This window comes from Sphingomonas yabuuchiae (genome assembly GCF_001477495.1).
GTDB lineage: Bacteria > Pseudomonadota > Alphaproteobacteria > Sphingomonadales > Sphingomonadaceae > Sphingomonas > Sphingomonas yabuuchiae_A.
Window position 1 is genome coordinate 273,908 of record NZ_LDTF01000007.1, and the last position, 21,952, is coordinate 295,859.

A 21,952-nucleotide genomic window follows, 5' to 3' on the forward strand; every position below is an offset into this window, starting at 1 on the left:
GATCAGCCGCCACGCCGCATCGCATCGACGCCGATCGATCCGCCACCCGCAGCCGCCAGATACAGGAAAGCGAAGCAGTAAAGGATGGCCGCCTCACCACCATTGGCCAGCGGCAGGAAGCCCTGAGGCGCATGGGCCATGAAATAGGCGACCGCCATCTGGCCCGACAGCAGGAAGGCGACCGGCCGGGTGAACAACCCAACGAACAGCAATGTGCCCCCGACCAGCTCCAATACGCCCGCCGCCGTCAGCAAGGGATTGAGCGGCATGGGGAAGGGCGGAAGCCCGAAGAATTTCGAGACGCCGTGCGCCAGGAACATCAGGCCGAAGACGACGCGGAACAGCGAGAGAAGCGGGGCGGAAAATCGGGCGGGGATAGGCATGGCCGATACTCATTCACGAAGGACCGCGCCGATCGCCGTCCTTTGAGCATATTCTGTCCTCCACCCGATCCGCAGCAAGAACCGGATGCGAAACGAACCGTTGCGGATGCGGTTACGGATCGGGATAAGCGATGGCGATCACTTCATACTCGCGCTCGCCCGCAGGCAGCGTCACCCGCCGCAGATCGCCGACCGAGGCCCCTCGCAATGCCCGGACGAGGGGAGCATTCCAGCCGACCCGCCCCTGGCCTGCATCGGCCTCGTCATCCCCGACCAGCGTCAGGACGCGCTCGTTATCGTCCTCGTCCGCGATGGTGACGGTCGCGCCGAACCAGAGCTTGCTGCGATCCTCCTGCCGGGCCGGGTCGATGACCTTGGCGGCCTTCATGCGCTTGGACAGCCAGCCCAGCCGCCGGTCGATCTCGCGCAGGCGCTTGCGACCATAGATATAGTCGCCATTTTCCGAGCGATCACCATTGCCCGCCGCCCAGGCGATCGTGTCGACCAGCTTGGGCCGTTCGACCGCGAACAGTGCCTCATATTCCTGACGCAGCGCGGCATAGCCGGCCGGGGTGATATAGTTGGGACGATCCATCGCCCCCCTCTATTCTCTATGCCGCCGCGATCAACCCGGCCGCGACGACTTGCCCAGATACCAGCTGAGCGGGGTCGGCCCCCGGCTGGTCGCGCGGGCGGGGTTCATCAGGTCATAGACGACCGCATTCTCCAGCACCCGCTGCACATAGTTGCGGGTTTCCATATACGGGATGGCCTCGATCCAGTCGACGATGTCGACCGTGCCGGTGCGCGGATCGCCATTGGCGCGCAGCCACTTATTTACGTTGCCGCCTCCCGCATTATAGGCTGCGATTGCAAGCGGATAGCTGCCATAATTGTTGCGGATTCGCTCGAAGTAGCTGGCGCCCAACTGGATCGACAGGTTCGGATCGGTGGTCAGCGCGGCGGGCGAGTAGGACAGGCCGATCTTGCCCGATTGTTCGGCGGCGGTGGCGGGCATCAGCTGCATTAGGCCGCGTGCGCCCGCATGGCTGACTGCGGCGCGGTCGAACTGGCTTTCTTGCCGCGCGATGGCGTGGATGATCGTCCAGCTTTGCTCATAGCCCGCAGGCACGGGCACGGTCGGGAAACCGGCCGCCGAATAGTCGGTCAGCCCGTTCTGCATCGCGCTGCGCCCGACCATGACGGCCAGGTCGGGGCGGTTGATGCTGCGAGAGAGATCGGCCGCGAGCAGATGGTCGTTCTCGTCCTCCGCATCCGCCGCGATCTGGCGAATGAAGGCGCTCTGGTCCTGCCACTGGCCTATCATGCCCAGGAATCTGGCCGCGCGCACGGTCTCGCGCGCATCGAAGGCGGCGCGCACGGCGGGCGCGACGTTTGTCGCAGCGATGGCGGGCGGCGCGACGAGCGGGCGCCCGGTCCGCTCCAGCGCGAGTTGGCCATAGAATTGGTCACGATATTGCGCGGCGCGGCCGAAGAAACCTGCCGCTTCGGTCGAACGACCCGCCGCCTCGGCCGCGCGGCCTGCCCAGTAAAAGCCCTTCGCACGAGTCTGTGGCGACTGGCTGCCCCGGCCGTATCGGTCGAACAGCGTCATCGCATCCGCAGGGCGCCCAAGCTTCATCGCGCTTTGTCCGGCAAGCCAGACCAGGCTCGTATAGTCGTCGCGCTCGCCATAAGGCTTGGTCGAGACGTCGGTGCCCGTCGGATAGGCGTCGTCGACCTGCCGGGCAATGTCATAGGCGGTCTGGAGCTGACCGTCATTCGCCGCCGCCCGCGCGTTGACCAGCAGCGCCTCATAGAATTTCTCGACATTGCCCGGCCGGGTGACGAGCTGCCTCGAACGGGCAAGCCATGACCGTGCGGTCAGGCTGTCGCCGGTGTCGCGCAACCAGCTGGCGCGGTCGGCGACATAGCCCGCATCATTGGCATAGAGTTCGGCCGTCGAAGCGGACAGGCTCGGCGCGTCCGCCGATTTCGAGCGGAAGGCCAGCCGCGCCGCGAAGATCGGACGCCGTGCCGGGCTGGTATAATTGAGCTGTCGCGCCGCCGCACTCGTCTGCCCCGACCAAAGCAGTGCATCCATCCGCGCATCCTGATCCTCCGGCGTCAGCGCGGAGGCGAAGGTCGACATCACCAGCGCCTCGTCGTTCGGCGACAGTGCGCCGCGCCGCCAGGCCGTCCGCGCGGCCTGCGCGGCTTCCGCAGGGGCGCCAGTCGCCAGCAAGGCACGGGCATAGGCCACGCCGCCCGCCGCCGACTGGGGCGGGAAGCGACGGAAATAGGCGACGATGCTCGACGGCGCGGCGGTGAAGTTCGCCGCCTGCTTCTCGGCGGCGCGGCGGTTGCCCGCTTCGCCCGGCCAGCCGGGATGCGCCATCAGGAAGCCGGCATAGCTGTCGAAGGGCAGCGAATCGGTCTGTTGCAGCGCCCGCCACTGGGCCAGCGCCGCCGCGATCGCCCCATCGGCCGGGGCGGGCATACCCTGCGTCGATTGGTTGGGGCTCATATTCGCCATTTGCGTGCGATACCGGTCCAGCTGGTCCTGGCCGCCCGGCGTGATCATCGATCCTGCCAATGTCGCGAGGAGCGCCCCCGCCTTCGTCAATGCCATCATGGTGGACAGAATAGGGACTCTACCCGTACATGTCCTGAACAAATTGTCCCATTCGGCGCAGCAGGAGCGCATTTCCTCTCATGTTTTCAGGGTCCATTCCGGCGCTTGTGACGCCGTTCGACGATCAGGGCGGTCATGTCGGCGGAGCGTTCGACGAGGCGAAATTCCGGGACTTCGTCGAATGGCAGATTTCCGAGGGCTCCACGGCGCTGGTCGCCTGCGGCACGACGGGCGAAGCCGCGACCATGCCGAAGGACGAGCATTTCCATGTCGTGCGCGTGTGCGTCGACCAGGCGCGGGGCCGGGTGCCCGTGATCGCGGGCGCGGGCTCAAACGACACGATCGTCGCGATCGAAAACCTGAAGGCCGCGCAGGAAGCCGGCGCCGACGCCGCGCTGATGGTGCCGCCCTATTACAACCGGCCGAGCCAGGAGGGCATCGCGCTCCACTTCGCCGAGCTGGCGAAGAACGCGCCGCTGCCCATCGTCCTCTACAATGTGCCCGGCCGTACGGTGACGGACATTCAGCCTGCGACGCTGATCCGCATCGTCCAAGCCGCGCCGCAGGTGTTTGTCGGCGTAAAGGACGCGAGTGGCGCTCTGGCCCGCGTATCGCATCATCGCGGGGCGCTGGGTGCCGATTTCTGTCAGCTGTCGGGTAATGACGATCTGGCGCTGGCCTTCAACGCGATGGGCGGCGTGGGGTGCATCTCGGTAACGGCCAATGTCGCGCCGCGCCTGTGCGCCGAGTTCCAGGCGGCCTGCGCGAGCGGGGATATGGCGCTTGCGCTGGAACTGCACGACCGGCTGTTCCCGCTGCACGAGGCGATGTTCACCGACGCCTCGCCGGGGCCGGTCAAATATGCGCTGAGCCGGATCATGCCGCATTTCCCGCAAGGCGTTCGCCTGCCCATGACCTGGCCGTCAGAGGCTTCGCGTGCACAGGTCGACGCCGCGCTGGCCCATGCCGGATTGATCTGAACCCACCCTCCCGTTTGGGGCCTTCCTTCGGCCGCAATCCCGGACGAACATCGCGTTGACGATGGGCGTTGCCGGGAGAGCGGCCGATGTGGGCCTTGATGATGATCGCCTTGCAGACGGGTGCGGTGGCCGGGCCTATCCTGCCTGCGCCCCGGAAGACGACGACTGCTCGCCGGTGCCCACCCGACGATAGCGGAGGTGACGTGGTCGTATATGGTCGCTCTTCCGACGCGGATCGGATCGGCGCCATTCCCGATTATTCCAGAGCCGTGACCTTGTCCAAGGCACGCACCGAAATCGCTGGTGTCGGCACCCTCTCGGCGGAGGCTGAGCAGGTGGATGTCGGCGGCATGCCCAGCAAGCGCGCGATGATCCGGCTGACGATCCCGATGGGCGGTCGCCGCAAGCCCTGAACGCCTCGTTCCAGAAACGGAACGGCGCGGTTATCAGCGGCTTTTCATGGCGGCATTCAGCGCCTACATCGGCCCGTCCATGCGTCCGAAACCCCAAACCTTCGACAAGAAGAAGATCGTCGCCGAGAACCGGCGCGCCCGCTTCGATTATGCCATCGAGGCGACCTATGAGGCCGGTATCGCCCTGACCGGGACCGAGGTGAAGTCGCTTCGCTTCGGCGAGGGATCGATCGCGGAATCCTATGCCGAGGTGCGCGGCGAGGAGGTGTGGCTGGTCAATTCCAACGTGCCGGAATTCAGCCATGGCAACCGCTTCAATCACGAAGCCAAGCGGCCTCGTAAATTGCTCCTTCATGAGCGCGAAATAAACAAGCTCCACGGTGCGGTGGCGCGCGAGGGCATGACCCTGGTGCCACTGATGATCTATTTCAACTCGCGCGGTCGCGCGAAGGTGGAGCTGGCATTGGCGAAGGGCAAGAAGGCGCACGACAAGCGCGATTCGATCAAGGAGCGCGATTGGAAGCGTGAGCAGGGCCGTATCCTGCGCGATCGCGGCTGATGGCCACGGCCGTGCCCACCTTGTGGGGTCGTTCCCTGGCCTGGGTCCGGCGCAACATGCCGACCCGCGATTCGATGGAGAACAACCGGCTGCTCCGGCCGGTCGCCCACCGTGTCCTGGCGCCCGAGTTGTGGCGATTTACCCGGCGATCCGTGCCGCGTGGCGTCGCGCTGGGCGTGGTGGCCGGGTTCCTGTTTCCGGTCGCGCAGATCGCGATCGCGGCGGTCTTCGCACTGCCGTTCCGCGCCAATGTGCCGGTCGCGGCGCTGACGACCTTCATCACCAATCCGCTGACCACGCCGATCATCTGGGTCATCGCCTATCGGATCGGCACCTTTCTGTTGCGCAGCGAAACGCCGATCAACACCCAGCCGGTGGCCGAAGCCGCGACCGGCTGGCTGCAATGGGCGTTGAGCGCGTTTCACTGGCTGTGGGAGCAGGGGCCTGCCTTCGGTCTCGGCCTGTGCGTGCTGACCGGTGGGTGCGCCGTGTTCGGCTATGCCGCCTCGGCGCTCGGATGGCGCGTGTGGATCGCTCGGAAATGGCGCAACCGACGGAAAAGCGTGGCAATCTGATAGCGGTATCGCGGTTTGACGTGACTTTCTAACGGTTTGACTGGGCGTATCGGCTCGCTACAACAGTGGCATCCATCTCCTTTTCGGGAATTCAGATGCGCTCTCTGCTGATCGCCGCACTTCTTACGACCGCCATTTCCCCCGTCATGGCCCAGACCGCCAACCCCGTCGACAAGGCCGCCGTCGGCCCGGTGAAGCCCAATGCCAAGAACGGCCCCGAGATCGGTAATTTTGGTTTCGACATGGCGGGCCGCGACACGGCCGTGAAGCCGGGCGACGACTTTTTCGATTACTCGAACGGCACCTGGTACAAGAGCACGACGATCCCCGCCGATCGTTCGTCCTATGGCATGTTCCACGTCCTGCAGGACCGCTCGCTGGAGCAGACCCGCACGATCCTGGACGAGGCGACCAAGCAGCCGGGCAACAAGGCGGGTGACTTCTATGCCAGCTTCATGGATGAGGCCGCCGTCAATGCGAAGGGGGCAACTCCGGTCAAGCCATGGCTGAACGCCCTCAAGGCGACCAAGAGCCGTGACGCGCTGGCCGTCGAGATGGCCAAGCTCCAGCGTCAGGGCGTCGGCGCGCCTTTCGGCGTCTATATCGGCCAGGACGACAAGGCGCCCGATACCTACATCCCGAACTTCGGCCAGAGCGGCCTGGGCCTGCCGGACCGCGACTATTATCTGAAGGACGACGCCAAGCTGGCGACGATCCGGACCGCCTATCAGGCGTATCTCGCCAAGATGCTGACGCTGGCGGGCGAGCCCAATGCCGAGGCGCGCGCGGCGGCCGTGTTCAACTTTGAAAAGGGGCTGGCGGGCGTTCACTGGACCCGCATCGAGAGCCGCGACGCGGACAAGACCTACAACAAGTGGATGGCGGCGGATTTCGCCACCAAGGCGCCGGGTTTCCCCTGGGCGCAATATATGCAGACGCTGGGCGTCTCGGGTCGCCCGGCCTATCTGGTTGCGCAGCCCAGCGCGATCACCGGCGAGGCCAAACTGTATAGCGAAGCGCCGCTGAACGTCCTTCAGGACTATGCGATGCTGAAGGTCCTGCGCAGCTATGCGGGCTATCTGTCGAGTGATTTCGACCGGACCAACTTCGCCTTCTACGGCACCGCCCTGTCGGGCACGCCCGAGCAGCAGGCGCGGTGGAAGCGGGGTGTCGGCCTCGTCTCCAACGGCCTGGGCGAGGAAGTCGGCAAGCAATATGTCGCGAAATATTTCCCGCCGGAATCGAAGGCCGCCGCCGATGCGCTGGTCAAGAACCTGATCTCGGCGATGGGCGACCGGCTGCGCAATCTGGAATGGATGGCGCCCGAGACCAAGCAGAAGGCGCTGGCCAAGCTCGCTGCCTTCACGCCCAAGATCGGCTATCCCGACAAGTGGAAAGATTACTCGGCGCTGCAGATCCAGCGCGGCGATCTGGTCGGCAATGTCGCGCGCGCCAATGCCTTCGAATTCCAGCGCGACCTCAACAAGCTGGGCCAGCCGATCGATCGCGGCGAATGGTTCATGACGCCGATGACGATCAACGCCTATGCCAACCCGCCGATGAACGAGATCGTGTTCCCGGCGGCGATCCTCCAGCCGCCCTTCTTCGACCCGAAGGCCGATCCGGCGGTGAACTATGGCGGCATCGGCGCGGTGATCGGGCATGAGATCAGCCACCACTTCGACGATCAGGGCCGCAAGTACGACGCGACCGGCAAGCTGACCGATTGGTGGACGCCGCAGGACGTGGCGCGGTTCAAGACCTTCACCGACGCGCTGGTGAAGCAATATGATGCTTACGAACCGCTGCCCGGCCAGCACATCCAGGGCGGCCTGACGCTGGGTGAAAACATCGCCGATCTGGCGGGCCTGACCGTCGCGCTCGATGCCTATCACAAGTCGCTGGGCGGCAAGCCCGCGCCGGTGATCGACGGTACGACCGGCGACCAGCGTTTCTATTATGGCTGGGCGCAGGTGTGGCGGACCAAGTGGCGCGAACCGGCGCTGCGCCAGGCGCTGCTGTCCGATCCGCACTCGCCGGGTCATGAGCGCGTGCTGACCGTGCGCAACCTCGACCCCTGGTATGCCGCCTTCGGCGTCAAGCCGACCGACAAGATGGCGCTGACGCCCGAGCAGCGCGTCCGCATCTGGTAATCGACTGAATGACAGGCCCTCCGGCACCGACCGGAGGGCCTTTTTTGTGTTTTGGAGAGAATGATGAAGAGCTTGGCCATCGCCGCGCTGCTCGGCGCGACCGCGATCACGGGGGCCGTGGCGCTGAACGCGCAGACCAGCCCCGCCGCCTCGAAGGGTCCGACCTATGGGCGGTTCGGCTTCGATGAAAAGGGCATGGACAAGTCCGTCCGCCCCGGCGACGATTTCTACGCCTTTGCCAATGGCGAATGGGCGATGACCACCGCCATCCCGGCCGACAAGTCCAGCTATGGCGCGTTCGACAAGCTCGCCGACCTGTCGCGAGAGCGGACCCACACCATTCTGGAACAGGCCAAGGGGCAGCGGAACCAGATCGGCACCGCCTATGCCACCTATCTCGACACCGCCGCGATCGAGGCCAAGGGTCTGGCACCGATCCAGCCCTGGCTGAACCGGATCAAGGGGCTGACCGACAAGTCGGGCTATGCCGCCCTGCTGGCCGAGGCGGATCGCAACGGCGTGGGCATCCCCTTCGGTTCGGGCGTCGGGCAGGATGCGCGCCAGCCCAATCTCTACACCGTCGGCTTGCGCCAGGCCGGTCTGGGGATGCCGGACCGTGACTATTACCTGAGCAGCGATCCGAAGATCGCCGCCCAGCGCGCGGCCTATCAGGGGCATCTGTCCAAGATGCTGACCATGGCGGGTGAGCCGGATGCCGAGGCACGGGCTCAGGCGGTCGTCGCCTTCGAGACGGAGATCGCCAAGGTCCACTGGACCCGGATCGACAGCCGCGACCGGACCAAGACCTATAACAAGATGACGGTCGCCGATCTGGCGAAGAGCGCACCGGGCTTCGACTTCGCGACCTATCTGAAGGGTGTAGGCACGCCGGTCGACACATTGGTCGTCGCGCAGCCGACGGCGGTGACGGGCATCGCCGCGCTGATCCAGTCGACGCCGATTGCGGTGTTGAAGGACCAGCTCCTGCTCCGCTCGCTCGACGAGTTCGCCGATGTCCTGCCCGCCCGATTCGATCGCGAGCAGTTCGCCTTTTACGGCACGGTCCTGTCGGGCACGCCGCAGCAGCAGGAGCGATGGAAGCGCGCGGTTGACTTCACGAGCAGCGCGCTCGGCGACGAGGTGAGCAAGGTCTATGTCGCCCGCTATTTCCCGCCCGCGACGAAGCTGGCCGCCGATGCGCTGGTCAAGAATGTCCTGGCCGCGATGGGCAAGCGGATCGATCAGCTCGACTGGATGGCACCGGAAACCAAGGCAAAGGCCCATGCCAAGCTGGCCGCCTTCACGCCCAAGATCGGCTATCCCGATCGCTGGAAGGATTATTCGGGTCTGAAGATCGTCTCCGGCGACGCCTTCGGCAACGCGTTGCGTGCGGCCCAGTGGCGGCATGAGGACAATATCGGCCATCTCGGCAAGCCGATCCAGCGCTGGGAATGGGGCATGACCCCGATGACGGTGAACGCCTATGCCAATTTCGGCATGGTCGAGATCGTCTTCCCCGCCGCCATCCTGCAACCGCCCTTCTTCGATCCGAAGGCCGATCCAGCGGTCAATTATGGCGGCATCGGTGCGGTGATCGGCCATGAACTCAGCCACCATTTCGACGATCAGGGATCGAAGTTCGACGCGCACGGTCAGCTGACCGACTGGTGGACGGCCAAGGACGTCGCGGCGTTCAAGGAGCGTACCGGCGCTCTGGTGAAGCAATATGATGCCTATGAGCCTTTGCCCGGCCTGCATGTGAAGGGCGCGCTGACCCTGGGCGAGAATGTCGCCGACCTGGCGGGTCTGTCGGTCGCCTATGACGCGTATCACGGGTCGTTGAAGGGCAAGGCGGCGCCGGTGATCGACGGCTTCACCGGCGACCAGCGCTTCTACCTGGGCTGGGCACAGGTCTGGCGGCGCAATTACCGCGAGGCGAACCTCCGCAACCGCCTGCTGACCGATCCGCACTCGCCGTCGCAGCAGCGCGCCTGGGTCGTGCGCAATCTCGACCCCTGGTATGCGGCCTACAGCCCCAAGCCGACCGAGAAGCTGTATCTGACGCCGGAACAGCGCGTCCGGATCTGGTAATCGGCACCCGCTTCCCGGCATGGGGCGTCCGTCCGAGGGATCGGGCTTGACCATGCCGGGTTGCCGGATGATGGGTTGCCGATGGCGATCGCGTCCCTCGATAGATTTCACCCCGCCCGCGTCGCGGCCGCCGTGTCGATCGCGAGCGGCGTGGGCGCGGCCGCCTTGTTGTTCGTGGCGATCCGCAGCTGGGTCGTCGCGGCGGGGTTTCTGGCGACCGCGCTGCTGGCCTTTGGCGTCATCCTGGTCTGGCGTATCCTGACCCCCAAGGTCGAACATAGCCGACGCAGCGTCGACTGGGATTTCGCGCGGGTCGTGGCGGATGCCAGCGTGGACGCGATTGCCGTTACCGACCGAGCCGGACGGCTGGTGTGCGCCAATGACGCCTATGCCTCGCTCTTCCCGACGATGCCGACTCCGCCAGGTGTGCCGCTCGACGCGACGTCGGTGGAAACGCTGGCGGAGGCGGGGCGGACCGCCTGGCGTGACGGGCTGGGCCGGGCGGACCGGATCGCGTTGATGGGCACCGAATTGTCGGTTCTGATCACGCGCGCGGGCGACGAGGCTGACCTGCTGGTCTGGCGCTTCGCGATCGCCGAGGAACAGGACTTGGCCGAGACGGCCGAGCGGCTGATCGGCGGCATCCATGGCGACCGGTTGGGCACGGCGGGCATCATGGCCGCGCTGATCGCCCCTGATGGTCGCGTCCGCGCCGCCAACCGGGTGCTGTGCGCGCGGGCAATGGGCGGGGACATGATGTCGATCGTCGGTCGCGACTTCGCGACCTTCCTGGCGCATGATCCGGGCGGGCAGGTCCGCTTCGCCGCCGAACTGGCGAAGGGCGAAGGAAAGCCCCTGCGCATCCTGCAAATTCCGTTCGTCGAGGGGGAGGGGGCGCCGATGCTGGTCGCGCTGCTCGACGAGGAAGAACAACTGATCGCCCCCGCAGGCACGAGCGCGGGCAGCCATGTCCGAGGCCTTGTCTCGCTGATGCCCTTCGGGATCGCGCTGGTCGACCGCGACGGGCGCTTCATCCAGATGAACTCGGCCTTCATGCGCGCCGCCGGGGTCAACGGCACCGCGCCGCCGCTCTATCCTGGTGACCTGGTGGTGCGGGAGGACAAGGCCGCGGTCGCTGACGCGATCCGGCGCTTTGCCAGCGGGGCGACGCATTCTGCCGACATGGCGGTGCGGCTGAAGGATCATCCCGAAGAACCGGTCGCGCTGACCATAGCGGGCGCGCGTGGCCTCGGCGAAGCGGCGGTACTGCTCAGCCTGAAGGACAATTCGGAGGAAAGCCGCCTGAAACGCGAAGTCGCGCAGGCGACCAAGATGCAGGCGGTCGGTCAGCTGGCGGGCGGCGTCGCGCACGACTTCAACAACATCCTGACCGCGATCATCGGGCATTGCGACCTGATGCTGATGCGCCACTCGCCCGGCGACAGCGACTATGACGATATCCAGCAGATCCGCACCAACTCCAACCGTGCCGCCAGCCTGACCCGCCAGCTGCTCGCCTTCTCTCGCCAGCAGACGCTGCGGCCGCAGATCCTGCAACTGCCCGATGTCGTGTCGGAGGTGTCGAACCTCCTCAAGCGGCTGCTCGGAGAGCGGGTGCGGCTGGATGTCAGCCATGGCCGCAATCTGGGCCCGGTCCGCGCCGATCCGGGGCAGTTGGAGCAGGTGGTCGTCAACCTCGCGGTCAATGCGCGCGATGCGATCCTGGAGAACGAACCGGCGGGCGGCGGCATCCTGACCATCCAGACGCGCGCCGTGTCGATGGCCGATGCGCGCGCGCTCAACAACGATATCCTGCCCGCCGCCGATTACACCGCGCTGATCATGAGCGACAACGGCACCGGCATCCCGCCCGAGATTCTGGGCAAGATCTTCGAGCCTTTCTTCACGACCAAGGAACTGGGCAAGGGAACCGGCCTGGGCCTGTCGACGGTGTACGGTATCATCAAGCAGTCGGGCGGCTATATCTTCGCCGACTCGCCGCCGGGGGGCGGGGCGAAATTCTCGATCTACCTGCCGGTCCATGCCGCCCCGGCCGTCTCCCCGACCAAGGCCAGCCCGACCAAGGCCCCGACCAAGGTCACGACCCCCTGGGGCTCGGGGACGATCCTGCTGGTCGAGGACGAGGATATGGTCCGCGCCGTCGCCGAACGTGCGCTGTCGCGACAGGGCTATACCGTCATCTCGGCCGAGAATGGCGAGGCGGCGCTGGAGATGCTCGACAAGCATGGCAAGCCCGACCTGCTGATCTCCGACGTGGTCATGCCGACGATGGACGGGCCGACCATGGTCGGGCTGGTCCGCAAACGCTATCCCGACCTCGCGGTGCTGTTCATGTCGGGCTATGCCGAGGAACAGCTGCGCAAGTCGATCACGCTGCCCAATGTCGGCTTCCTGCCCAAGCCCTTCTCAGTCCAGCAACTGGCCGAGGCGACACAGGCGGCGCTGACGCAAGGGACCGGGCAGGGGCCGGACCGCAACTAGCGGCTGGCGCGGGGCGCAAAGCATGGTATGGCGATGACGATGACAGAGCCCGTGCAGATCCTCATCGTCGAGGACGAACCCCTGATCGCCATGATGCTCGAGGATTTCCTGGACGTCCTCGACAAACAGGTCGCGGGCACCGTGGACAGCGTCGATGACGCACTGGCGCGGGTGGCGGAGGGCGGTATCGACGCCGCCATTCTCGACGTCAACCTGCGGGGCGGCCAGAAGAGCACCCCCGTCGCTGAAGCGTTGGCTGAGCGTGGCGTGCCGTTCGTGTTCGCCACCGGCGGCGCGGACGATGCGGTGGACGAGCGGTTCCGCGACCGTCCCCGTCTGCAAAAGCCGTTCACCATGGACGGGGTGGCGAAAGCATTGGGTTCGCTCTGACCGGCTGACGCCTGCAAACGCCCGAGAATATCGGTCGTTGCGAAATTTGCTTGCGTATGAGGGCCGTCTGGCGACATAGGCCTGCGCCATGACACGCCAATTCGACAAGTCTCGCCTGCCGTCCCGCCACGTTTCCGTCGGCCCGGAGCGCGCACCCCATCGCAGCTATTATTATGCGATGGGCATCCAGGAAGCAGATATCGCCAAGCCCTTCGTCGCGCTGGCGAGTGCGGGCAACAACTCGGCCCCCTGCAACACCACCCTCGATGCGCAGGCCGACGCCGCGCAGGCGGGGGTCATTCGCGGCGGCGGCATGCCGCGCCGCTTCAACACCATCACCGTGACCGACGGCATCGCGATGGGCCATCAGGGCATGAAGTCCTCGCTGGTCAGCCGCGAAGTCATCGCCGATTCGGTCGAATTGTCGGTGCGCGGCCATTGCTATGACGCGCTGGTCGGCTTTGCGGGGTGCGACAAGTCGCTGCCGGGCATGATGATGTCGATGCTGCGCCTGAACGTGCCGTCGATCTTCGTCTATGGCGGCTCGATCCTGCCCGGCCGTCATCATGACCGCGACGTGACCGTGGTCGACGTGTTCGAGGCGGTGGGCCAGCATGCGGCGGGCAACTGCCCGCTTCACGACCTGATCGCGCTGGAAAAGGTCGCGTGCCCCGGTCACGGGGCGTGCGGGGGCCAGTTCACCGCCAACACCATGGCCTGCGTCGGTGAGGCGATCGGCCTGTCGCTGCCGAACAGCAACATGATGCCCGCGCCCTTCCTCGACCGCCACGGCATCGCCGAGGCGGCGGGCGAGCAGGTGATGGAGCTGATCGCCCGGAACATCCGTCCGCGCGACATCTGCACCCGTGAGGCGTTCGAGAATGCCGCGCGCGTCGTTGCGGCGACCGGTGGCTCGACCAATGCCGGGCTTCATTTGCCCGCGATGGCGAATGAGGCGGGGATCGACTTCGACCTGTTTGACGTGGCCGACATCTTCAAGACCACGCCTTATATCGCCGACCTGAAGCCCGGCGGCCGCTACGTCGCCAAGGATATGTATGAGGCGGGCGGTGTCTATATGCTGATGAAGACGCTGCTGGCGGGCGGGTTCCTGCACGGCGACTGCATCACCGTGACCGGCAAGACGCTGGCCGAGAATATTGACGAGGTCACCTGGAACCCGGACCAGAAGGTCATCTACGATGTGAAGACCCCGCTCAGCCCGACCGGCGGCGTGGTCGGCCTGCGCGGGTCGCTGGCGCCCGAGGGGGCGATCGTGAAGGTGGCGGGCATGAAGCGCCTCCAGTTCGAGGGCACCGCCAAGGTCTTCGACTGCGAGGAAGAGGCCTTCGCCGCCGTCGAAGCGCGCGCCATCACCGAGGGCACCGTGGTCGTTATCCGCTATGAGGGGCCGAAGGGCGGTCCGGGGATGCGCGAGATGCTGTCGACCACCGCCGCGCTTTACGGGCAAGGGCTGGGCGAGAAGGTGGCGCTGATCACTGACGGTCGTTTCTCGGGCGGGACGCGCGGATTCTGCATCGGCCATGTCGGTCCCGAAGCGGCCGATGGCGGCCCGATCGCGCTGGTCGAGAATGGCGATACGATCCGGATCGACGCCGAGGCGGGCACGATCGACCTGCTGGTCGAGCCTGCCGTACTGGACGAGCGTCGCGCGCGCTGGGCTCCGCGCGTAAACGATTATCAGGCGGGTGTGTTGTGGCGCTATGCCCAGAATGTCGGCCCCGCGCATCAGGGCGCGGTCACGCACCCCGGCGCCAAGTCCGAGCGCCATGTCTATGCGGATATCTGATCCACGATGGCTGGTCGGCGCCCTGGCGCTGGCCGGCTGCTCGGGGGGGCAGGAAGAACGGCAGGCGGCGGCGCAGAACGGCCCCGCCGCCGAACAGAAACCCGGCCTGACCATCCAATGCGCGCTGGCGGGGGCACAGGCCTTTGCCAGCGATTGTACGGTGGAACAGTCGGGCGCGGGAGGCGCGGTCATGCTGACCGTCCGGCATCCCGATGGCGGATTTCGGCGGCTTCGAGTGACGCATGACGGACGCGGCGTGGACGTCGCGGACGGTGCCCAGCCCGCATCGGTCACGATGGTCGGGGACCGGACCATCGAGATAGCGATCGGCGGCGACCGCTATCGGCTGCCAGCTGCGGCGGGCGCACAGTGATTCCGATCGATGGCCTTCCCGTCCTGACTGCGGCCGAGATCCGGGCGGCGGAACAGGCGGCGATGGTCGGCGATGTGACCGAGGCGACCCTGATGGATCGCGCCGGGTCCGCCATCGCGCAGGCGGCGGCCCGATTGGCCGCCGGGCGCGAAATGCTGGTGCTATGCGGCCCGGGCAACAATGGCGGCGATGGCTATATTGCGGCGGCGGCGCTCAAGCGACAGGGCTTGGCGGTACGGGTGGCTGCCAGCGAAGCGCCGCGCAGTGCCGGGGCCAGGCGGGCTGCCGAAATTTGGGGCGGCGCGGTCGAATCGCTGAATGGTGCGGAGGCCGCACCCGTCCTGGTCGATGCCATCTTCGGAACGGGTCTATCGCGGCCGCCTTCTGGCGAAGTGCAGGATGCGTTGATCCGGCTTGCCGGAGCGGCTTGGCTGAGGATCGCGGTCGACTTGCCCACCGGGATCGCGACCGACAATGGCAAGGCGCTGGGCAAGGTACCACAGTTTGACGTTACGCTTGCGCTGGGGGCGGTGAAGCTGTCGCATCTCCTGCAACCGGCCGCCAGCGTCATGGGCGAGGTGCGCTTGCTGGATATCGGCGTCGCTACGCGATCGCACGCCCGCACCCTGACACGACCGAACTTGCCTGAGCCGGATGCGAACTCGCACAAATACAACCGTGGCATGGTTGCCGTCGTCGCGGGCAGCATGTCGGGCGCTTCGGAACTGGCGGCGCTCGCCGCCTTGCGAGCAGGAGCAGGCTATGTGCTCCACCTAGCATCGGCGGAAGTATCCGGCTCGGCCGCTCCGCACGCCATCGTGCGCCGACCCTATACCGCAGACGCGTTGGGTGAAGATCGGATCGGCGCGATCGTGATCGGTCCCGGCCTGGGGCGGCACGACGACGCTTCGACGCGGCTGAGGGCGGCGCTCGTCACTGGACGGCCACTCGTCATCGACGGTGACGCGCTGCGGCTGATCGAGCTGGAAATGATTGCCAAGCATGACGGCCCCAAGATCCTCACCCCACATGGTGGCGAGTTCACCCATCTGTTCGGCGAGGTGACCGGCGACAAACTCAGCGCCACGCGCCGCGCCGCCCGGCAAAGCGGAGCCGTCGTCGCCCACAAGGGGGCGGATACCGTCATCGCCGCCCCCGATGGCCGTGCGATCCTCTGCCCGGAGGCCAGCCCCTGGCTTTCCACCGCAGGCACCGGCGATGTGCTGGCCGGAGCCACGGCCGCAATGCTGGCGGCGGGGCTCGAACCGCTGGCGGCGGCGGAGGCGGGGGTCTGGCTCCATGCCCAGGCCGCACGACGCTTGGGCAAGGCTTTCATCGCGGACGACTTGGCAGACGCGCTTTCCGCCGTCAGAGGCTGATCGCATGAGCGATACCATCATCCGCGTCGCCGCCCGGGGCGACGGCGTGACCGCGACCGGCCGCCACGCTGCCTTTGCCGCACCCGGCGATACCCTGTCGGCCGACGGCACCGTCATGCCCGGTCCGCATCACCAGACGCCGCCCTGCGGCCACTTCCCGCGCTGCGGCGGGTGCCAGCTCCAGCATCTGGACGACGAAAGCTATGCCGGGTTCGTCACCGACCGCATCGCCTCCGCGCTCGACGCGCAGGGCCTGACCGCGCCGCTGCGCCCCGCGCATTGCTCGCCCTCGCACAGCCGCCGTCGCGCGACCCTCCATGCCGAGGCGAAGGGTGGGCGCGTGATGATCGGCTTTTCAGAGGAAAAGAGCCACGCCATCGTCGATATGGCCGAATGCCATATCCTGCACCCCACGCTGTTCGCGCTGGTCGCCCCGCTTCGCGCGCTGCTCCAGCGACTGGGGTTCAAGCGGCGTGGCGACGTGCATCTGGCGCTGGCTGATCAGGGGGCGGACATCCTCGTCACCAGTTTCTCGCCCGACGGGCTGGAAGCGGCCGAGACGATCATCGCCTTCTGCCAGCGGCATGACGTTGCGCGGTTTTCGGTCGATGACGGGCTGGGCGCGGAAACCCGCTGGGAGCCGGAGCCGGTGACGATCACCCTGGGTGGCGTCGGCGTGCCTTTGCCGCCGGGGGCCTTTCTTCAGGCAACTGCCGATGGCGAGGCGGCTCTGGTCGCCGCCGTGCGTGAGGCGGTGGGCAATCCCCGCACCACCGCGGACCTGTTCGCCGGGCTCGGCACCTTCGCGCTCGCGCTGCCGGGCAAGGTCTATGCCGCCGAGGGCGCGCGCGACGCGATCCTGTCGCTGAAGGGCGCGGCCAATGGTGCGGGGCGTATGGTCTTTGCCGAGCATCGCGATCTGTACCGCCGACCGCTGACCAAGGCGGAACTGGACCGGTTCGACGCGATCGTCCTCGATCCGCCGCGTGCAGGCGCGCGGGATCAGGCCGACGCGCTGGCCAGCGCCGAGGTGCGGGCCGTCGCCTATGTCTCGTGCAATCCGTCCAGCTTTGCGCGCGATGCGAAGGCGATGGTCGATCAGGGGTGGCAGCTCGACTGGGTACAGCCGGTGGGCCAGTTCCGCTGGTCGACCCATGTCGAGCTGGCCGCCCGTTTCTCGCGTCAGCCTTCGTCCGGGTAATCCGCCGCCACGAAGAACAGCCCGTCCGACGGCGCGTTCAGCCCCAGCTGCGCGCGGTCGCGGGCGTTCAGCGCCGCTTCCACATCGTCGGGTGACCAGCGGCCCATGCCGACCAGCGCCAGGCATCCGACCATCGACCGCACCTGATGATGCAGGAAGGAGCGCGCGGCGGCCCGGATGAACACCCGCGCCCCGACCCGTTCGACCGACAATAGGTCGAGCGTCCGCACCGGGCTGTCCGCTTGGCAGTGAACCGATCGGAAGGTCGTGAAATCATGCCGCCCGACGAGCCGCCCGGCGGCGTCCGCCATGGCGGCTTCGTCGAGCGGCTGCGGCACCTGCCACGCCAATCCGGCTTCATGGGTCAGCGGCGCGCGGCGGTTGACGATACGATATTCATAGGATCGCCGGATGCATGAGAAGCGCGCGTGCCAGTCGTCCGGCACCGTCACGCAATCGAGTACGGCGACCGGGTTCGGCCGGATCCGCGCGTTGATCGCCTCCATCAGGCGGAAGGGCGCGATGTCCTTTGCGATGTCCACATGCGCGCGCATGGCGAGGCCGTGTACGCCCGCATCGGTACGGCCTGCCGCATGGACGGCAGTGCGCTCGCCGGTGACGGCATGGACGGCATCCTCCAGCGCCTGCTGAACGCTGGGGCCATGCGACTGGCGCTGCCAGCCCATGAAGGGCCGTCCGTCGAATTCGACCGTCAGCGCAAATCGCGTCAAAGCCGCGTCCCCGCCGGGATGGCAAAACCGCGCAGCAGATCGTCGGCGCTGGATACGCCGCGTCCGGCGCGTTGGACGATGATGGGCCGAAGCGCGCCTTCGCCGCAGGCGATGGTCAGCCGGTCGTCCAGCACCTCGCCCGGGGCACCGTCACCGTCGACCGGCTCGGCGGAGAGCAGCTTGATCCGCTCCCCCTGATATTCGAACCAGGCGCCGGGGGCGGGGTGAAAGGCGCGAACCTGCCGCTCCAGCGCGATCGCGCTTTTGGTGAAATCCAGCCGGGTCTCGGCCTTGTCTATCTTGGCGGCATAGGTGACGCCCTCGGCAGGCTGCGGCCGCGCCGGATAGCGTTCCGGGTCGGCCAGCACCTTGACCATCAGCTCCGCGCCCATCATGGCGAGTTCCTCGGTCAACTCACCCGTCGTCTTGCGACCGATCGGCGTCGAGCCTTCCAGCCGGACCGGCCCGGTGTCGAGCCCGGCCTCCATCTGCATGATGCCGACACCCGTCACGACATCGCCCGCGAGGATCGCCCGCTGAATGGGGGCGGCACCGCGCCAGCGTGGGAGCAGCGACCCATGGACGTTCAGGCACCCCAGGCGCGGCGCGTCGAGGATCGCCTGCGGCAGGATCAGGCCATAGGCCGCGACCACCGCGACATCGGCATCCAGCGCGGCAAACCGTGCCTGCTCCTCGGCCGAACGGAGCGATACCGGTGTCATCACCGGGATGCCCAAACCTTCCGCCGTCTGCTGCACAGGCGAGGGGACGAGTTGCCGCCCGCGCCGCCCGCCGGGGCGCGGCGGCTGGCTATAGCTGGCGACGACCTGATGACCGGCCTCGACCAGCGCTTGCAGAACCGGGACGGCAAAGCCCGGCGTACCCATGAAGATGATCCGCATAAGGACGCCTCTCTGCGCTGGCGGGACGGCGCGCAACCCCCTATCTGTTCACCCATGGCATCCCCCGAGATCGAGGCGCTGACCCAGGCGCTGGCGCGTATTCCTGGCCTTGGCCCCCGATCGGCCCGTCGCGCGGTCCTCCACCTGCTCAAGAAGCGCGAGGCGGCGCTGGTCCCGCTGCTGACCGCGCTGGGGGCGGTCGAGGAGCGGCTGGAGACCTGTTCGACCTGTGGCAATATCGACACCGCCAATCCTTGCGCCATCTGCGCCGACCCCCGGCGCGATGCAGGCGCGCTGTGCGTAGTGGAGGAGGTCGCCGACCTCTGGGCGCTGGAACGGTCGCGTTTGTTTCCGGGGCGCTTCCATGTGCTGGGCGGGCGGCTCTCCGCGCTGGAGGGCGTGCGGCCCGAGGACCTGACGATCGACGCGCTGGTCCGCCGGATCGAGGGCGGCGGCGTGGACGAGGTCGTACTGGCGATGAACGCGACACTGGAGGGGCAGACCACTGCCCATTACATCGCCGAGCGGATCGAGCGTTTTCCGGTGCGCGTGACCCAGCTCGCCCATGGCCTGCCGGTCGGTGGCGAGCTGGACTATCTGGACGAAGGCACGCTGGCCCAGGCGCTGCGCGCAAGGCGGCCGGTGGTCTGATCCGCTGGCTTGACGGTTTTCGCTGCTGACCGTAGCGAAAACGCCATGGCCATTCTTCCGATCGTCGAAATTCCCGACCCCCGCCTGCGTCTCGTCTCCAAGCCCGTCGAGACGGTGGACGATAGCGTCCGCCAGCTCGTATCCGATATGATCGAGACGATGTACGACGCGCACGGCATCGGCCTCGCCGCCATCCAGGTCGGCGTCGACCAGCGCATTCTCGTCATCGACCTGCAGGAAGAAGAGGATGAGGAAGGCAAGCCGGTCAAGAACCCGAAGGCCTATATCAACCCCGAAGTCCTGTCGGTCAGCGACGAACTGTCGACCTATAACGAGGGCTGCCTGTCGATCCCCGAGCAATATGCCGAGGTGAAGCGCCCCGCCTCCTGCCGCGTGAAGTGGCTGGACGAAAAGGGCGAGGCGCATGAGGCGGAGCTCGACGGGCTGCTCGCGACCTGCATGCAGCATGAGATCGATCACCTGAACGGCGTGCTGTTCATCGATCATGTCAGCCGGTTGAAGCGCGACATGTTGATGCGCAAACTGAACAAGATGCGCAAGGGCTGACCTTTCCCGGCGCGGCCGGTCGAATGACCTTGTTCGACCGGCTACGTTCGTTCTATGTTCCGACCTGTCCCGAGGTTTGACAGGTTGTTGAAATGCCCGAATTGATCGCAGTTGCCCTGCTCGCCCTGTTGTTGGGGGGCGTGGTCGGCTGGCTGGCCGGGCGGCGCAAGGCCGATGGCCTGGCCGCCGAACTGGCGACCGCCACGACCCGTGCGGGGGAAGTGGAGCCGCTACGCGCCGCCCGCGACGCCGCCGAGCGCGACCGGAGCGAGGCATTGCAGGCGCTGGCCGAACTGCGCGGTCGTGCGGCCGACCTCGATGTGATCCGGGCGGCACGCGATGCCGTCGAGGCCGAGCGCAACGCCGCGCATCGCGAATTGGCCGAATTGCGGGCCCGTGCGCAGGAACGCGAAACGGCTTATGCCCAGACGCTGGAGGCGCTGGGGCAGGCGCGCGAACAGATCAACGCCCAGTTCGGCGAGGCGGCGGCGCGCGCGCTGGAAGTGGCACAGCGTCAGTTCTTGGAGCGGGCCGAGGCGCGCTTCCGCCAGTCGGAGGAAGCGTCCGGCCAGACGCTCAAGGCGCTGCTCGACCCCGTGCATCAGCGGCTTCAGCGTTACGAAGAGGGCGTGCGCAAGGTCGAGGACGAACGCCGCGATGCGTTCGGCGAATTGAAGGGCCAGATCGAGGCGATGCGGATCGGCCAGGAGCGCGTCTCGGGCGAGGCGGCCAAGCTGGTCAACGCGCTGCGCAACGCCCCCAAGGCACGCGGCCGCTGGGGTGAGCAGCAGCTTCGCAACGTTTTGGAGAGCTGCGGGCTGTCCGAACATGCCGATTTCCAGACCGAGGTCAGCGTCGATGACGGCGAGGGCGGTCGCCTGCGTCCCGACGCGATCGTGCGCGTCCCCGGCGGCAAGGCGCTGGTGATCGATGCCAAGGTTTCGCTCAACGACTATCAGGATGCCTTTGGCGCGGTCGATGAGGCCGAGCGTCAACTGGGGCTGTCGCGCCATGCCGCGGCGATGCGCGCGCACGTCAACGGCCTGGGCAACAAGAGCTATTGGAACCAGTTCGAGGATGCGCCGGACTATGTCATCATGTTCGTTCCCGGCGAGCATTTCCTGTCGGCGGCGCTGGAGAATGACCCCACGCTCTGGGATTTCGCGTTCGACAAGCGCGTGTTGCTGGCGACCCCGACCAACCTGATCGCGATCGCGCGAACGGTTGCGGCGGTCTGGCGGCAGGAGAAGCTGGCGCAGGAAGCGCGGCAGATCGGGGCGCTGGGCAAGGAACTCTATGCGCGCCTTGCCGTGATGGGCGGCCATGTGTCGAAGCTGGGCAAGAACCTCGATACCGCGATGACGGCCTATAACGCCTTTGTCGGCAGCCTGGAGAGCCAGGTGCTGACCAGTGCGCGACGCTTCGAAGCGCTCAATATCGATACCGGCGGCAAGAGCATCGACTCCCCGCCGATCGGCGAACAGGCGGTGCGTCCGTTGACCAAGCTGTTACCGGTCGCGGATCTGGCCGAGGCCGAGATGGAATAGGGGTGTTCCGCCAAAGGGCTGGAAAGGGCGTGAGTCAGCCAATTGGGTGGATAGTATGACCGATCGGCACCCATAGGTGAGTTCCTTCTCTCTCCCCTGTCCAGGGGAGA

The 21,952-nt window shown here is 66.8% G+C and carries 20 protein-coding genes; 15 read left to right on the plus strand and 5 right to left on the minus strand.

The window, feature by feature from the left end:
- Positions 1-2: 2 nt before the first annotated feature.
- From NS355_RS02535 to NS355_RS02545, 3 genes are all read right to left on the minus strand, one after another.
- On the minus strand, positions 3-383 hold the full coding sequence (locus NS355_RS02535; RefSeq protein ID WP_058744215.1) for a DoxX family protein: 381 nt from the start codon (positions 381-383) through the stop codon (positions 3-5).
- A gap of 112 nt (positions 384-495) precedes the next feature.
- Positions 496-978, minus strand: a complete 483-nt coding sequence (greB, locus tag NS355_RS02540; RefSeq protein WP_058744216.1) for a transcription elongation factor GreB — start codon at positions 976-978, stop codon at positions 496-498.
- 30 nt (positions 979-1,008) lie between these two features.
- Positions 1,009-3,018 (minus strand): lytic transglycosylase domain-containing protein, encoded by a 2,010-nt coding sequence (locus tag NS355_RS02545; RefSeq protein ID WP_058744217.1) that lies wholly within the window; start codon positions 3,016-3,018, stop codon positions 1,009-1,011.
- A gap of 80 nt (positions 3,019-3,098) precedes the next feature.
- Here NS355_RS02545 and dapA point away from each other — a divergent pair, with 80 nt between their 5' ends.
- From dapA to NS355_RS02605, 12 genes are all read left to right on the plus strand, one after another.
- Positions 3,099-3,998 carry a 4-hydroxy-tetrahydrodipicolinate synthase gene (gene dapA, locus NS355_RS02550; protein ID WP_058744218.1) on the plus strand — a complete coding sequence of 300 codons (900 nt, stop codon included), beginning with the start codon at positions 3,099-3,101 and terminating at the stop codon, positions 3,996-3,998.
- Positions 3,999-4,201: 203 nt separating this feature from the next.
- Positions 4,202-4,411, plus strand: a complete 210-nt coding sequence (locus NS355_RS18525) for a hypothetical protein (protein ID WP_153008001.1) — start codon at positions 4,202-4,204, stop codon at positions 4,409-4,411.
- 79 nt (positions 4,412-4,490) lie between these two features.
- Positions 4,491-4,970, plus strand: coding sequence for an SsrA-binding protein SmpB (gene smpB / locus NS355_RS02560; protein WP_058744298.1), 480 nt, complete (start codon positions 4,491-4,493; stop codon positions 4,968-4,970).
- On the plus strand, positions 4,970-5,545 hold the full coding sequence (locus NS355_RS02565; protein WP_058744220.1) for a DUF2062 domain-containing protein: 576 nt from the start codon (positions 4,970-4,972) through the stop codon (positions 5,543-5,545). The genes smpB and NS355_RS02565 overlap by 1 nt, the downstream gene beginning before the upstream one ends.
- Before the next feature lie 95 nt (positions 5,546-5,640).
- Positions 5,641-7,698: a M13 family metallopeptidase gene (locus NS355_RS02570; protein WP_058744221.1), complete on the plus strand. Its 2,058-nt coding sequence runs from the start codon at positions 5,641-5,643 to the stop codon at positions 7,696-7,698.
- Positions 7,699-7,761: 63 nt separating this feature from the next.
- Positions 7,762-9,789 (plus strand): M13 family metallopeptidase, encoded by a 2,028-nt coding sequence (locus NS355_RS02575; RefSeq protein ID WP_058744299.1) that lies wholly within the window; start codon positions 7,762-7,764, stop codon positions 9,787-9,789.
- Between the two features lie 81 nt (positions 9,790-9,870).
- On the plus strand, positions 9,871-12,291 hold the full coding sequence (locus NS355_RS02580; protein WP_058744222.1) for a hybrid sensor histidine kinase/response regulator: 2,421 nt from the start codon (positions 9,871-9,873) through the stop codon (positions 12,289-12,291).
- A 39-nt stretch (positions 12,292-12,330) separates the two neighbouring features.
- Positions 12,331-12,681, plus strand: a complete 351-nt coding sequence (locus NS355_RS02585; protein ID WP_056435315.1) for a response regulator — start codon at positions 12,331-12,333, stop codon at positions 12,679-12,681.
- An 88-nt stretch (positions 12,682-12,769) separates the two neighbouring features.
- Positions 12,770-14,491: a dihydroxy-acid dehydratase gene (ilvD, locus tag NS355_RS02590; RefSeq protein ID WP_058744223.1), complete on the plus strand. Its 1,722-nt coding sequence runs from the start codon at positions 12,770-12,772 to the stop codon at positions 14,489-14,491.
- Entirely contained in the window at positions 14,478-14,864 is a 387-nt protein-coding gene (locus NS355_RS02595) for a hypothetical protein (RefSeq protein WP_058744224.1), read from the plus strand. The genes ilvD and NS355_RS02595 overlap by 14 nt, the downstream gene beginning before the upstream one ends.
- Entirely contained in the window at positions 14,861-16,243 is a 1,383-nt protein-coding gene (locus NS355_RS02600) for a bifunctional ADP-dependent NAD(P)H-hydrate dehydratase/NAD(P)H-hydrate epimerase (RefSeq protein WP_058744225.1), read from the plus strand. Before NS355_RS02595 ends, NS355_RS02600 begins: the two co-directional genes overlap by 4 nt.
- A 4-nt stretch (positions 16,244-16,247) precedes the next feature.
- Positions 16,248-17,444, plus strand: a complete 1,197-nt coding sequence (locus NS355_RS02605) for a class I SAM-dependent RNA methyltransferase (protein ID WP_058744226.1) — start codon at positions 16,248-16,250, stop codon at positions 17,442-17,444.
- Here the strand turns inward: NS355_RS02605 and truA are convergent.
- Positions 17,426-18,175: a tRNA pseudouridine(38-40) synthase TruA gene (gene truA / locus NS355_RS02610; protein WP_058744227.1), complete on the minus strand. Its 750-nt coding sequence runs from the start codon at positions 18,173-18,175 to the stop codon at positions 17,426-17,428. The genes NS355_RS02605 and truA overlap by 19 nt on opposite strands.
- A complete protein-coding gene (gene fmt / locus NS355_RS02615; RefSeq protein WP_058744228.1) occupies positions 18,172-19,077 on the minus strand; it encodes a methionyl-tRNA formyltransferase in 906 nt (301 codons plus the stop codon). The genes truA and fmt overlap by 4 nt, the downstream gene beginning before the upstream one ends.
- A 54-nt stretch (positions 19,078-19,131) precedes the next feature.
- On the opposite strand from fmt, the gene recR reads away from it, so the two are divergent.
- The 3 genes from recR (at position 19,132) to rmuC (ending at position 21,842) form a co-directional block, all read left to right on the plus strand.
- Positions 19,132-19,728, plus strand: a complete 597-nt coding sequence (gene recR / locus NS355_RS02620; protein WP_058744229.1) for a recombination mediator RecR — start codon at positions 19,132-19,134, stop codon at positions 19,726-19,728.
- A gap of 45 nt (positions 19,729-19,773) precedes the next feature.
- Positions 19,774-20,295 (plus strand): peptide deformylase, encoded by a 522-nt coding sequence (gene def, locus NS355_RS02625; RefSeq protein WP_058744230.1) that lies wholly within the window; start codon positions 19,774-19,776, stop codon positions 20,293-20,295.
- A 92-nt stretch (positions 20,296-20,387) separates the two neighbouring features.
- Positions 20,388-21,842 (plus strand): DNA recombination protein RmuC, encoded by a 1,455-nt coding sequence (gene rmuC, locus NS355_RS02630; protein WP_058744231.1) that lies wholly within the window; start codon positions 20,388-20,390, stop codon positions 21,840-21,842.
- The last annotated feature ends 110 nt before the right edge of the window (positions 21,843-21,952 follow it).

Bases quoted from the DNA above. Each gene is read 5' to 3' on its own strand.
- fmt (WP_058744228.1), bottom strand. From the start codon at position 19,077: ATGCGGATCATCTTCATGGGTACGCCGGGCTTTGCCGTCCCGGTTCTG.
- def (WP_058744230.1), top strand. From the start codon at position 19,774: ATGGCCATTCTTCCGATCGTCGAAATTCCCGACCCCCGCCTGCGTCTC.
- NS355_RS02605 (WP_058744226.1), top strand. From the start codon at position 16,248: ATGAGCGATACCATCATCCGCGTCGCCGCCCGGGGCGACGGCGTGACC.
- NS355_RS02565 (WP_058744220.1), top strand. From the start codon at position 4,970: ATGGCCACGGCCGTGCCCACCTTGTGGGGTCGTTCCCTGGCCTGGGTC.
- NS355_RS02575 (WP_058744299.1), top strand. From the start codon at position 7,762: ATGAAGAGCTTGGCCATCGCCGCGCTGCTCGGCGCGACCGCGATCACG.
- smpB (WP_058744298.1), top strand. From the start codon at position 4,491: ATGCGTCCGAAACCCCAAACCTTCGACAAGAAGAAGATCGTCGCCGAG.
- greB (WP_058744216.1), bottom strand. From the start codon at position 978: ATGGATCGTCCCAACTATATCACCCCGGCCGGCTATGCCGCGCTGCGT.
- NS355_RS02570 (WP_058744221.1), top strand. From the start codon at position 5,641: ATGCGCTCTCTGCTGATCGCCGCACTTCTTACGACCGCCATTTCCCCC.
- NS355_RS02595 (WP_058744224.1), top strand. From the start codon at position 14,478: ATGCGGATATCTGATCCACGATGGCTGGTCGGCGCCCTGGCGCTGGCC.
- NS355_RS02545 (WP_058744217.1), bottom strand. From the start codon at position 3,018: ATGATGGCATTGACGAAGGCGGGGGCGCTCCTCGCGACATTGGCAGGA.
- NS355_RS02580 (WP_058744222.1), top strand. From the start codon at position 9,871: ATGGCGATCGCGTCCCTCGATAGATTTCACCCCGCCCGCGTCGCGGCC.
- dapA (WP_058744218.1), top strand. From the start codon at position 3,099: ATGTTTTCAGGGTCCATTCCGGCGCTTGTGACGCCGTTCGACGATCAG.
- NS355_RS02585 (WP_056435315.1), top strand. From the start codon at position 12,331: ATGACAGAGCCCGTGCAGATCCTCATCGTCGAGGACGAACCCCTGATC.
- NS355_RS02535 (WP_058744215.1), bottom strand. From the start codon at position 383: ATGCCTATCCCCGCCCGATTTTCCGCCCCGCTTCTCTCGCTGTTCCGC.
- rmuC (WP_058744231.1), top strand. From the start codon at position 20,388: ATGCCCGAATTGATCGCAGTTGCCCTGCTCGCCCTGTTGTTGGGGGGC.
- ilvD (WP_058744223.1), top strand. From the start codon at position 12,770: ATGACACGCCAATTCGACAAGTCTCGCCTGCCGTCCCGCCACGTTTCC.
- recR (WP_058744229.1), top strand. From the start codon at position 19,132: ATGGCATCCCCCGAGATCGAGGCGCTGACCCAGGCGCTGGCGCGTATT.